The sequence below is a fragment of the Microbulbifer discodermiae genome, from assembly GCF_040742695.1.
Lineage (GTDB): Bacteria > Pseudomonadota > Gammaproteobacteria > Pseudomonadales > Cellvibrionaceae > Microbulbifer.
The window spans coordinates 24,663-36,696 of sequence record NZ_JBFLAB010000017.1 but is presented as its reverse complement, the minus strand read 5'-3'; the positions used below and the strand labels follow the sequence as shown (position 1 = coordinate 36,696).

Genomic DNA, 12,034 nt, shown 5'->3' with positions numbered 1-12,034 from the left:
AAAACGCCGCCGTTTGGTACCACAACGATAAAAATACCACCGCAAGAGGTGACAGAGTGACTGCAATAGGGGTGCAGAGTGTCGGTTAGCGGGCCTTTTTCAAGCGGTGCGGAGAACCCCATCGAAGAGGCGCGGCAACTGGAGTTGCGCCGGCGCATCCAGGCTTCCGGCTATATGCTGATCTTTTCTTTCGCCATCACCGGTGCCATGGGGGTTATCGCACTCACCCGGGGCGAGATAGTGGTCGCAGGCGCCCTGTTCGCCGTGACAACCGTTATTCTCTCCGCCTATTTCACTATCCATCTGGCCGGGTCGAGCCCGAAAACCCCCACCCTGGTCGGCGTACTTTTACTGGTACTGTACTTTTACCTGCTGCTGTCCGGAGGCGTGAATAACAGCGGGCTGATGTGGGCGGTGATGCTGGTGCCCGGCTTTATCAACCTATATGGCTACAAATTGGGCACCAGTACCCTGGTAGCGGTCGGGGCGGTTACCGTGGCGGTGCTGTTCACACCGGAATTTCCGCTGCTGGCGGCGGACTATGACACCGCCTACCGAGTGCGTTTTATCGCCGTCTTCGGCGCGCTCACCGCGCTCACGGCACTGCTGGACAGCAGCCGTCACCAGACCCAGCAGCTGCTACACCGCCTGACCCAGCAACTGGAACGCAATGCCAATACCGATGCACTCACCGGCCTGCCCAATCGCCGCCAGGCCTATAAGTCTTTGTCGAACATGGAGCGGCGCAACCGGGAACTGTCGGGGCGCTACACGGTACTGATCGGTGATCTGGATAACTTCAAGACCATCAACGACCGCTTCGGCCACCCCTTCGGCGACCGGGTATTGCGGGATGTGGCGGAGATCCTGCGCAGAAACACACGCAAAGGCGACGTCGTAGCCCGTTGGGGCGGGGAGGAATTCCTGGTGCTACTGCCAAACACCAATCTTGGCGGAGGCCGTATTCTGGCGGAAAAACTGCGCGCCAGGGTGGAGGCCCTGAGCAGCAGGTATCCACAGCCGGTTTGTGTATCCATCAGTTTTGGCGTGGCCGAAGGGCACTGCAGCCACTCCACCCACGGCAAACTACTGGCGGCCGCGGACGCGCGGATGTATCGGGCCAAGAAAAGCGGCCGCAACCGCGTTATGGCGACCTGATCCGGGCCGGCGCAACAAAAAAGCCACGGTGAACCGTGGCTTTTTCGCTTCTGGCGGCAAGGCGTGGTCAGAAGACGTACTTTACGCCCAGAGTGGCGGTGCGCGGCCTGTTGGCCCTGGCCCCCTCGGGGCTGCGGCTGATGATCTCCTGCTCGTCCAGCAGGTTGTCGATCTTCACATAGCCATTCAGGCTTTGACTGAAGCTGTAGTGCGCAGCGGCATCCAGGATCCAGAGGGCATCGGTGCGGTCAAACGCGTCCGATCCCGCCCGATTGCAGCGGGTATTCACACACATATCGTCCTGGTAGGCGGCGGTGAGATCCAGCCTCCAGGCGGCACCACTGTCGATACCGGTGGTGATCGCAAATACATTTTCCGGCAGATAGGCCAGATTGTCGCCAGCGAGAATGTCCCTCGCATCACTGGTCTGGCTGATCTCGGCATCCGTGTAAGTATATGTGGCTCGCAACGGCATTATCCAGTTGTTGGCCAGCTCCCACTGATGTTGCAGCGACGCCTCTATACCCTGGATTTCCGCCTCACCCAAGCTGAAGGTACCGCTTTCGGCACCGTCGGGACAGGGGACTGCCACAGAACAATTCTGCACCGTGTTTTCATAGTCACTGAAGAATGCGATGAGTTCGCCACTGACGACGTCGCCATCGAAACGCGTGCCCCATTCATAGTTGGTGGAGAGTTCGGCACCAACGCCATCCCTGGAGCCCGCACCCGGAGGGGCAAACCCCCGGTGCACACCGGCGATCAGGCTCCACTGATCACTGATGCTGTAAACCACACCGAGACCCGGCAGCCACTCGGAAACCTCGTTCGAACGGCTGCTGCCGGCCACTGTGCGGGCCGGGTCATCGTAGCGCTGCTGGCTGGTGCTGACATCCTCGTAGCGCAGCACGGCGGTCACTGCCAGCCGCTCTGCCAACTGGATCTCATCATAGATAAACAGGGAATTGGCTTCGGCGTATTCCACCCGGTTGTTGCTGCCGGTGGGCTCCTTGGTCTCCACAAATACCAGCTCTCCATCCACCTGGTTGTGGATTTCCACCGGCTGGAAGCGGTCCACCTCGTCCTCGTGGCGGCGCAGGCCCAGGGTCAGGTCGTGACTGAAGCCCCCCGCCGTAAAATTCCAGTCGCCACTGACCTGCAGGCCCTTGGCGGTATAACTGCGATTATTGTGCTTCAACTCGAAGCCGGGGCTGTCTTCCGAATTGGGATCGTAGATATAGTCGAGACTCCCATCCAGTATCCCCTGGGCGTCAGCATCGCCCAGGTTGGCAGACTCCAGCAGATCAAGGGCATTGTCGACCTTGAACCAGTCCCGTTTGAATTTGTTGTAATACGCCTGGGTATGCAGGCTAAAACCCTCACTGAGGGCAATGCTGTGATTCAGCTGCACTGTGCTGTGGCGGTTCTGCATCTCATCCAGGGCGGTGAGGCCGTAGCGGCGGTTGGGGTTGGCGGCAAGATCGGCATCGGTGAGACCCACGTAGCTCACCCCAGACTTTTCCTCCGAGTACTGCAGCTTGACGTCCAACTGCTGCTGGTACCTGGCGCCGGCATCCGAACGCAGCCGGCCTTTCGCCACATAGTCCTCTACCTGGATATCGGCACTGCCGGCACCATCGATCTCGCGGAAACCGTCCGCATACTGCTGGTGGGTCTCCAGCAGCCAGCCAGTGGTCTCGGTACTATCGCCATAGTAGGCGTGCAGGCGACGCTCCGCATTCTCACCGGCTTCGGCCTGGATCACTCCCGTTGCTGTCGAGGGAATCGGGGTACTCAACAGATTGACTGCACCGCCCACGGTGAAGGGCCCATACTGCAGTGTCGAGGGCCCCTTGAGCACCTCTATGCCCACCATGCGGCCAGCCGTGGGAAAATAGTAGGCTTCCGGCGCCGCATAGGGTGCCGGAGCAATGAGCACACCGTCCTCCATCAGGGAGATCTTGCCGGAGCGTCCACTGCCGGATCCGCGGATACCCAGGTTTGGTCGCAGGCCGTAACCGTCCTCCTCCCGCAGATAGACACCCGGTACTGAACGCACTATGCGATTGATATCGGTGAACTCGAACCTGGCCAGTTCCTCTTCATCAATCAGATGCGCCGAGCCCGGCAAAGTGTCGATATTTTCGGCATCCCCTATCACCGTGACGGCTTCCAGCCTGGTAGGGCCCTGTTCAGCGGCAAGGGATACAGAAGCGGACAGCGCCACAGCCAGCGGCGCCAGGGTGAAACGGTTCATCAATCCTCCAAGGTGGGTCAGTGCGGGTTTTATTTGTGACTTTATATGTTAATGAGAACGATTGCATTTTACCGTTACACTTAGCATAACACCAAGGGTTAGGGGTCAATTAGCCGACATTCTTTTGTTCAGGGACTAGCAGGCTGTTGAAAAAGTGTTTTTCAACAGCCTGCTAGTCCCACACATGGATGAGGCATCGGCTACCGGATCGCCGGATTCATAGATGCGGGGGGCCAGGCGCAGGCGGCCAAAATCGTGAAGGCGGAGAGAGAGGAGCTATAGCGCAGCCTGGGCCCAGCGCCGCCGCTGTTTTGGGGAAGCTGTGCTATCGCAGGTAGCGCGCGGAGAGGCTTTAGCCGGCCAGCTCCGGACGCTTACCCTGAAACCGGCGAAAGTAACGCTTGAATTCCGCCAGGTCGGCGGCCTGGTCTCCGGTGGGGTGGAAGGGTGGCCCTATCTCGAAACTGCGCGATCGGTAGTCGATACCGATTGGAATAATGGCCACACCCGCCTGGGCGGCAATGCGGAGGAAGCCGGTCTTCCAATTATTCACCCGCGCGCGGGTGCCCTCGGGTGCCAGGGCGATTACCGTATGCGGGTCCTCCTGCAACTTCGCAGCTGCCTGGCCCACCACACCGGTGGCCACACTGCGGTCTACCGCTATACCTCCCAGCCGGGACAGCAGGGAGCGGAATGGCCAGACAAAAATCGTGTGTTTGCCCAGCCAACTGATACGAACCCCCATCGCCAGAATGGCCGCCATGGCAAACACGAAATCCCAGTTGGAGGTGTGTGGCGCCCCGGCTATCAGGCACGGAGGGTGGGACGGCAATTGCCCGTGAATCTTCCAACCAAACAGTCGTAAAACACTGCGCCCGACGAATCGGGTTACCGCGTTGCCCATACGGGGCCAGGCGGCCGGTATTGCAGGAACTGATGCAGCCATAAATCTCGGGGCTCTCCACCGGTCGTTTTTATTACTTTTGTCCACGCAAAATACCAGGAGAGCAATTTGACGCCAAAACCTTTAGCGACCGAATAGCTTTAAGCAGTCACAAGCCGAGAAGTGCCGGGATCAGTAACCTTGCTGCCAGGCCCTATCACCCAGAATAATTTGCCCAGGGAAATAGGGGGATTCCTCCGTTCCCAATCATAAGTGGTGGCGCCGTTATAACCTTTTGTTTGATTCTATTTCACTATTATTATTTTTAAGCCATGGCGCGGCGAAGTAGCATTCCCAGCGTCATCCCCTGGACAGACCGGTAGTAGTCATGGCAGTCAAATGCGATATAGCCCCTGTCGAAACCCGACAGGCGCCTTTTTTTCATCACGGCATGGATCTCGCTTCGCTAAATGAACAGCTGCAGGGAGCCAAACCCAGCGCGGTCATGCGCTTCACCATGGAACATGCCCAAAATCCGGTGGTGTTTACCAATTTTCGCCCGCTGGCGGTCGCTTTTTTGCACCTGGTGACACAGGCCAAGCCCGATATTCCGGTAATATGGGTGGATCATGGCTATAACACACCGGAAACCTACCGGCATGTGGAGCGGCTCATCGAAGCCCTCAACCTCAACATAAGGGTTTACGCACCCAAGATGTCCGCCGCCCACTACAATGCGGTTCATGGGGGGATTCCCGCACTGGACACACCGGAACACGACTTCTTTTCACGGACGGTAAAGCTGGAGCCGTTTAACAGGGCTATGCAGGAGCTGCAGCCGGATGTCTGGCTCAACGGCATCCGCCACGACCAGAACGCCTTTCGCAAGAAGCTCGACATCTTCACCGAGGGCAACCACGGCACCATTCGCGTCGCACCTATGTTTCACCTGAACGAGCTGGACGTGGAAGAGTATGTGTACGAGCACCATTTGCCCGATAACCACATCTATTTCGATCCCACCAAGGGAGAGGAACACCGGGAGTGTGGCCTGCTACTCGAAAAATGACGCGCTACTGCCCTGAACCAAGGGGGTTTGGGCTGCAAATTGGTCTGCGGCTATAGGGCCTGTTAACGCTAACGGCCGCCCTCCAGCACCACCCGATAGCGCACTTCGCCACTGGCCAATTTTTCCAGCGCCCTGTTCACCTCGCTCATGGGGAACCGCTCCACCACCGGCAGAATCCGGTGGCGTGCCGCGAACTCCAGCATCCGGGCCATGGTATCCGGGCTGCCCACCGGCGAGCCCGAAACCTGGCGCTGGCCGAATATCAGTTGAAAGGCGCTGATATCCAGTGGGTCTGTAGTGGCACCCACCAGATGCAGTCGCCCCCTGGCCCGCAGGGTGGAGAGATACTGGTTCCAGTCCAGCCTGACGTTGACCGTTGACAGAATCACATCGAAACGCCCGGCGGCCTCCTCCAGTGCAGCTGGGCCGCGGGAATTCAATGTATAGTGAGCGCCCAGATCCATGGCTTCCTGTCGCTTGGATTCGCTGCTGGTGAAGGCGGTGACCTCGCAGCCCCAGGCCCGGAGGAACTGCAGCGCCAGGTGCCCCAGCCCTCCGATACCGATCACAGCCACCCGGCTGTCGGGATTCACCGCAAACTGAACCAGTGGATTGAACACGGTAATACCGGCGCAGAACAGGGGCCCGGCAGTGGCCAGGTCGATGGACTCCGGAATTGGCACTACGCTGGCGGCTGCGGCGCGCACCTTATCGGCAAAGCCTCCGTGGTGGCCGATAATGGTCGCCTGCGCCTGGGCACAGAGATTTTGGTCGCCGGAGTTGCAGCAGTGACAGTGGTTGCAATAGCCGCAATGCCAACCCAGGCCCACCGCCTGGCCAACTGCCAGATGGCTAACCTGGGATCCCAACCGACCGATTCTGCCCACCACCTCGTGTCCGGGAACCACCGGGTACTGGGACAGGCCCCAGTCGTCGTTGATGACGCTCAAATCGCTGTGGCACAGACCGCAATAGAGCACATCAATCTCCACCTGGTCCGCGGGCAGCTCACCCGGATCGTATGTGAAGGGCTTGAGTTCACCACCCGGCTCGAAAGCGGCATAGGCGTTGATCAATGGACTCCCATTGCTGGCGGTCGACACTGTTGACCCGTCAACCCGGTAGACAGCCCCTCATCGGTTTGAGCGTCGCCGTTGAAACCCTGCGCAATCATGCGGAGGGATTCGCGCAGGGCTCCGCCCGGCGGCGGTATATCCTTGTGCAGCGTTAGCCTGGCTGGGACTGATTCGCGCGGCTTGTAGCAAGTCTAGGACCTGCACCGGGGGCCGCCAGCTGCCAGTCACCGGAGCACGCCAGAGAAAGTCTAACGAATTTTGAAATCCGCCCCCTGTGAATATTTGCCCGCTGCCATCCCTGTGGCAAAGTTCCGGCATTGGAAGTTTTAACCATGAAAATACCGAGGTAACTGTGAGTCTCGTCACCCTGGCCATCCCCTTTTTTCTCCTGGCAGTGTTGGTGGAACTGGCGCTGGACCGCAAATTTGGCTGGGGCCTGTACCGGCTGAACGACGCCATTGGCAGCCTCAGCACCGGGATTCTCAGCCGCCTGGCTGGCCTGGTGCGCAAGGGCCTTTTACTGCTGATTTACATTCCGCTGTACGAGCTGCTGACTCCCTACTACCAGGCGGTGGGGTTCAACTGGTCGCTGGACAGTGTCTGGCACCTGCTGCTGGCGGTGGTGGCCTACGACTTTTGCTACTACTGGAAGCACCGCATGGCCCATGAGATCAATATCTTCTGGGCGGACCATCTGGTGCACCATCAGAGCGAGGACTACAACCTCACCACGGCGCTGCGCCAGCCATGCGGCGGACTGCCGATCGGCTGGATTTTCTATATCCCTCTGCTGCTCATCGGCCTGCCGGCGGAACTGCTGGTCACTGCCGGTGCCATCGACCTGATCTACCAGTTCTGGGTGCATACCCAGAAATTTCCCAAGGTCCGCTGGATGGAGTGGATTTTCGTCACACCCTCCAATCACCGGGTACATCATGCGCAGAACCGGATCTATGTGGACAAAAACTATGGGGGTGTCTTTATCATCTGGGACCGCCTGTTCGGGAGCTACCAGGAAGAGCTGCAACAGGAACCCTGCATTTACGGTGTGCGCAAACCGCTCAACAGCTTCGACCCCTTGGCGGCGAACCTGCAGCACTATAAACGCATGGCCCTGGACGCCTGGCACACTCGCAGCTGGTGGGACAAACTGACCCTCTGGTTCCGCCGTACCGGCTATAGGCCCGCTGATGCCGAGGCAGTGATGCCGGTAGCCTCCACCGATCTGAAGCACTTTCGGCGTTTCGACCCAGTGCTCAGCCGCGGGCAACGCTACTATGCCCTGGCCCAGCACCTGTGTTTTTCCGCCGCCACCCTGCCACTGCTGTGGTATGCGCAACAGCTCAGCCTGTCGCAACTGTGGCTGGGTGTCGCCCTGCTGGCGTTGGGACTCATAGTCAACGGCCGCATTCTCGACCGATATCCCACCGCTCGCTACTGGGAATTGGCACGGCTTGGTCTGCTGCTCACCCTTTCAGTACTCCTGCCCGGGCCGCTGGCGCCGGCAATCGCCGGCTACTCACTGATCAGTGCACTGGCCTGGTGGCGGTTGGCTTTTGTGGGTAAAGCAGATAGAGTCGCCCTGGTTAGCGACTAGCAACATAGAGCGGAACCCGGCTACCGGAAAGTTCTCTGGTGAAGGCGAATGCTCTGCCTGGCGGTCCCGGCCGGTGTCGGCGGCGCGGTAACGCGGCGCCGCAAATCCCAACACTCCCCCCAACCCGGTCGGGACTCGGCCTCGCCACAGCGAGGCAACCGTACGCCCGCCCATTTTCCGCCGCTTCGCGGCTATAATGCCGGCTGAATCACCCAGGCAGGACCCGTTGTGCAGGCAGGAACCCTCTTCACCGTATCGGCACCATCCGGTGCAGGCAAAACCAGTTTGGTCAAGGCACTGGCGGAAGCCGATGACCTGGTCACAGTGTCGGTCTCCCACACTACGCGAAAAAAGCGCCCCGGTGAGCAAGACGGTATCAACTATCACTTCGTCTCCCGCGCGGAGTTTCTGCGCATGCTGGATGAAAATGCGTTTCTTGAACACGCCCAGGTGTTCGACAACTTCTACGGCACTGCGCGGCACTGGGTGGAGGAGACACTGCGCGACGGCCGCGACGTGGTCCTGGAAATAGACTGGCAGGGAGCCGCCCAGGTGCGGCGCCTCATGCCGGACACTGTGGGCATCTTCATACTGCCGCCCTCTCAAGCGGCGCTGTGCGAACGCCTGACCGGTCGCGGCCAGGACGAGCACAGCGTGATCGATCGGCGCATGGACCAGGCGATCGATGAAATGTCACATTTTGACGAGGCGGATTACCTGATCGTCAACGATGACTTCAACTCGGCCCTCGCCGACCTGGGTGCAGTAGTGCGCGCCCAGCGCCAGCGGCTGCAGCGCCAGCGACTGCAACACCCCGAGCTGCTGCGGGCGCTACTGCACCGCGGCTGAGGCCGCCCAGTTGATCGATTTACGCACAGCAGTCACTGGGCTACAATAACCGGTCCAGTGGGCGCTTCCCGTCCTCCGAACCCGCCCAGCGCGGCACATTGCAATGGAACCGAAAGTTTATGGCACGTATCACCGTTGAAGATTGCCTCGAACACGTCGACAACCGCTTCGAACTCGTCATAGTGGGCAGCAAGCGCGCCCGCCAAATTGCCTCTGGCGTCAAAGACCCTCTGATTCAGGAGGAAAACGACAAGCCGACGGTGATCGCTCTGCGGGAAATCGAGGAGGGCCTAATCGACGCGGCCATTCTCGACGAGCCGGAAGAGGAACAGTCCCCCATGCAGGCGGTTGCCGCCCCGGTCTATCTATCCGACCAGGACCTGTAACTTTTCTCAACTGAGCGGTTTACCGAGAGAGGCGCGCACGGCTTTGCACACCATCGACAGTCTGGCCCACCGCCTCTCCTCCTACCTGCCACCCGATCAGATCCAAATAGTCCGCCGCGCCTACTTCTATGCTGACCAGGCCCACGACGGTCAGCAGCGCCGCTCCGGCGAACCCTACATTACCCACCCCCTGGCCGTGGCCACCATCCTCGCCGGCATGCACATGGACCACCAGAGTCTGGCTGCGGCCATGCTGCACGACGTCATCGAGGATACCGGTATTCCAAAGGCGGCCCTGGCGGAGCAGTTCGGCGAAGAAGTGGCGGAACTGGTGGACGGCGTCTCCAAGCTGACCCAGTTTGAAACCGACAGCCCGGTGGAGAAACAGGCCGAAAATTTCCAGAAGATGGCCCTGGCCATGGCGCGGGATATCCGCGTGATTCTGGTCAAGCTGGCCGACCGGCTGCACAATATGCGTACCCTGGGCGCCCTAAAACCGGACAAGCGGGTGCGCATCGCCCGCGAGACGCTGGAGATTTACGCACCTATCGCCCACCGCCTGGGTATGAACGATGTTCGCATTGAATTCGAGGACCGGGCTTTTTTCGCCATCTATCCGCTGCGCGCCAGCCGCCTGCGCGCCGCCCTGGTGGCCGCGCGGGGCAATCGCAAGGAGCTGCTGGAAAAAATCCAGAACGCCATTGAGGTACGTCTGCAGCGGGAGGGGATAGACGCCCTGGTGATAGGCCGGGAAAAGCACCTGTACAGTATTTACCAGAAGATGCGCGCCAAGAAGAAGTCGTTCAGGGAAATCATGGACGTCTACGCCTTCCGCATCATCGTCGACAGCGTGGACACCAGCTACCGGGCGCTGGGTGTTATGCACAATCTGTACAAGCCGGTGATTTCCGAGTTCAAGGACTATATCGCCATTCCCAAATCCAACGGTTATCAGTCGCTGCACACGGTGCTGCTGGGCATGCACGGGGTGCCCATCGAGGTACAGATCCGCACCAAGGAAATGGACGAGATGGCCAACAGCGGTATCGCCGCACACTGGCTGTACAAAGCCTCCGGCGACGAGGTGGTCAACACCGGCGGCACCAGCCAGGTGCGCGCGCGGCGCTGGGTGCAGGGTTTGCTGGAAATGCAGCAGCGCGCCGGCGATTCGCTGGAATTCATCGAGAATGTGAAGATAGACCTGTTCCCCGACGAGGTTTACGTCTTCACCCCCAAAGGCGAAATCATTGACCTACCCGCCGGGGCCACGGCGGTGGACTTTGCCTATTCGGTGCATACGGATGTGGGCAACTCCTGTGTGGCGGTGCGCATCAACCAGCGCCTGGCGCCCCTGTCGCAGCCGCTGCAGAGCGGCCAGAAGCTGGAGATCCTGACCAGCAAGAACGCCCAGCCCAATCCCAACTGGCTCAATTTTGTGGTCACCGCCAAAGCGCGCAGCGCCATCCGCCACTATCTCAAACACCAGCGCCACCACGACTCCGTTGCGCTGGGACGGCGGCTGCTGCAAAAGGCGCTGGGCAAGTTTGATACCAGCCTGGAGCAACTGGGGGAGGCACAGCTGCAGCAGGGTCTGCAGGAAACCAAGTGCGCGACTCTGGAAAAGCTGCTGGAGGAAATCGGCCTCGGTAACAAAGTGGCCTTTTCCGCAGCCAAGCTGCTGGTACCTGTGGACAGCCGCGAAAGCGAGGCCAGCAACATCTCCTCGCCGCTCACCATCGATGAGCAGGAGGGCATGCTGGTCAGCTTCGCCCGCTGTTGCCGGCCCATTCCCGGCGACACCATCATCGGCCATATCAGCTCCGGCAAGGGGGTGGTGATTCACCGGGACACCTGCCGCAACACCATTGATTTCCGCGAACACCCGGAAAACCTCATGGCGGTGAACTGGTCACCGGACGTGAAAGGGGAGTTTCTCGGCGACGTGCGTGTGGAAGTGGAGTCGGAGCGCGGCATCATCGCCCGGCTCGCCACCCGCATCACCGAAGAGGGGGCCAGTATTGAGCAGATTCACGTGGATGAGAAGGACGCGCACAACAGTGTCATCGCCATGACTCTGGAAGTCAGAAACCGCGTTCATCTGGCCCGGGTGATGAAACGGCTGCGCAACCTGCCGGCGGTGATACGTATCGCGCGCCCCTGAGCATTTTGGGGCGAGCACCGCAACAAGCCCCACCCAGGCAAAATCACCACATTCGGGGCAATCCCTCTTTCTTGATCTCCCCAACACCGCCCGAACGCGCTATATTGATCCGCTTTCCCTGCCAACAAGCATCGGAGTCAACCATGCCTAATCGCGCTGTGATTAAAACCGACCTGGCACCGGCCGCAATCGGTAGCTACTCGCAAGCCGTTAAAGTGCATAACACCGTCTATCTCTCCGGGCAGATTCCCCTGGACCCCCAGACCATGGAAATGGTATCCAGCGACTTCACTGAGCAGGCACGCCAGGCGTTTCGCAACCTGGAAGCCGTTTGCGTAGCGGCCAACGGCTCCCTGTCCCGTGTCGTCAAACTCAACCTTTATCTCACCGACCTGAAGAATTTCTCGGCGGTAAATGAAGTTATGAAGGAGTTCTTTGAGGAGCCGTTTCCTGCGCGCGCCGCCGTTGGTGTCAATGAGCTGCCCAAAGGCGCCCTGTTTGAAGTGGAAGGGGTCCTGGTAATCTGACCTGGGGCCACATACTTTGTGCCTCCGAAGCACAACTTATCCCCAGCCCGGATCATCACTGTCTGCAATAG

General features: G+C 59.7%; 10 protein-coding genes. 7 read left to right on the top strand and 3 right to left on the bottom strand.

Going from position 1 to position 12,034, the window contains the following annotated elements; genetic code table 11:
- The first annotated feature begins 78 nt into the window (after positions 1-78).
- Positions 79-1,158, top strand: coding sequence for a GGDEF domain-containing protein (locus AB1S50_RS08265; protein WP_367150096.1), 1,080 nt, complete (start codon positions 79-81; stop codon positions 1,156-1,158).
- A 67-nt stretch (positions 1,159-1,225) separates the two neighbouring features.
- Here AB1S50_RS08265 and AB1S50_RS08260 read toward each other — a convergent pair whose 3' ends face one another.
- Together AB1S50_RS08260 and AB1S50_RS08255 are read right to left on the bottom strand one after the other, a co-directional pair.
- Complete coding sequence (locus AB1S50_RS08260) at positions 1,226-3,415, bottom strand: TonB-dependent receptor family protein (protein ID WP_367150095.1); 2,190 nt, start codon at positions 3,413-3,415, stop codon at positions 1,226-1,228.
- Between the two features lie 352 nt (positions 3,416-3,767).
- Entirely contained in the window at positions 3,768-4,361 is a 594-nt protein-coding gene (locus AB1S50_RS08255) for a 1-acyl-sn-glycerol-3-phosphate acyltransferase (protein WP_367150093.1), read from the bottom strand.
- 325 nt (positions 4,362-4,686) lie between these two features.
- On the opposite strand from AB1S50_RS08255, the gene AB1S50_RS08250 reads away from it, so the two are divergent.
- Entirely contained in the window at positions 4,687-5,367 is a 681-nt protein-coding gene (locus AB1S50_RS08250) for a phosphoadenosine phosphosulfate reductase domain-containing protein (protein WP_367150091.1), read from the top strand.
- Between the two features lie 68 nt (positions 5,368-5,435).
- On the opposite strand, the gene ahr is transcribed toward AB1S50_RS08250, so the two are convergent.
- On the bottom strand, positions 5,436-6,470 hold the full coding sequence (gene ahr / locus AB1S50_RS08245) for an NADPH-dependent aldehyde reductase Ahr (RefSeq protein ID WP_367150089.1): 1,035 nt from the start codon (positions 6,468-6,470) through the stop codon (positions 5,436-5,438).
- 325 nt (positions 6,471-6,795) lie between these two features.
- Here ahr and AB1S50_RS08240 point away from each other — a divergent pair, with 325 nt between their 5' ends.
- The 5 genes from AB1S50_RS08240 (at position 6,796) to AB1S50_RS08220 (ending at position 11,963) form a co-directional block, all read left to right on the top strand.
- Complete coding sequence (locus tag AB1S50_RS08240; protein ID WP_367150088.1) at positions 6,796-8,040, top strand: sterol desaturase family protein; 1,245 nt, start codon at positions 6,796-6,798, stop codon at positions 8,038-8,040.
- A gap of 228 nt (positions 8,041-8,268) precedes the next feature.
- Positions 8,269-8,889: a guanylate kinase gene (gene gmk, locus AB1S50_RS08235; RefSeq protein ID WP_367150086.1), complete on the top strand. Its 621-nt coding sequence runs from the start codon at positions 8,269-8,271 to the stop codon at positions 8,887-8,889.
- 119 nt (positions 8,890-9,008) lie between these two features.
- The gene (rpoZ, locus tag AB1S50_RS08230; protein ID WP_367150085.1) at positions 9,009-9,275 is read left to right on the top strand and encodes a DNA-directed RNA polymerase subunit omega; all 267 of its coding nucleotides are present in this window, start codon (positions 9,009-9,011) and stop codon (positions 9,273-9,275) included.
- A 43-nt stretch (positions 9,276-9,318) separates the two neighbouring features.
- Positions 9,319-11,436 (top strand): bifunctional GTP diphosphokinase/guanosine-3',5'-bis pyrophosphate 3'-pyrophosphohydrolase, encoded by a 2,118-nt coding sequence (spoT, locus tag AB1S50_RS08225; RefSeq protein WP_367150084.1) that lies wholly within the window; start codon positions 9,319-9,321, stop codon positions 11,434-11,436.
- Positions 11,437-11,579: 143 nt separating this feature from the next.
- On the top strand, positions 11,580-11,963 hold the full coding sequence (locus AB1S50_RS08220) for a RidA family protein (protein WP_367150083.1): 384 nt from the start codon (positions 11,580-11,582) through the stop codon (positions 11,961-11,963).
- Positions 11,964-12,034: the final 71 nt, after the last annotated feature.

Excerpts from the sequence above, each read along its gene's own strand:
- rpoZ (WP_367150085.1), top strand. The coding sequence starts at position 9,009 with ATGGCACGTATCACCGTTGAAGATTGCCTCGAACACGTCGACAACCGC.
- AB1S50_RS08250 (WP_367150091.1), top strand. The coding sequence starts at position 4,687 with ATGGCAGTCAAATGCGATATAGCCCCTGTCGAAACCCGACAGGCGCCT.
- AB1S50_RS08260 (WP_367150095.1), bottom strand. The coding sequence starts at position 3,415 with ATGAACCGTTTCACCCTGGCGCCGCTGGCTGTGGCGCTGTCCGCTTCT.
- AB1S50_RS08220 (WP_367150083.1), top strand. The coding sequence starts at position 11,580 with ATGCCTAATCGCGCTGTGATTAAAACCGACCTGGCACCGGCCGCAATC.
- AB1S50_RS08255 (WP_367150093.1), bottom strand. The coding sequence starts at position 4,361 with ATGGCTGCATCAGTTCCTGCAATACCGGCCGCCTGGCCCCGTATGGGC.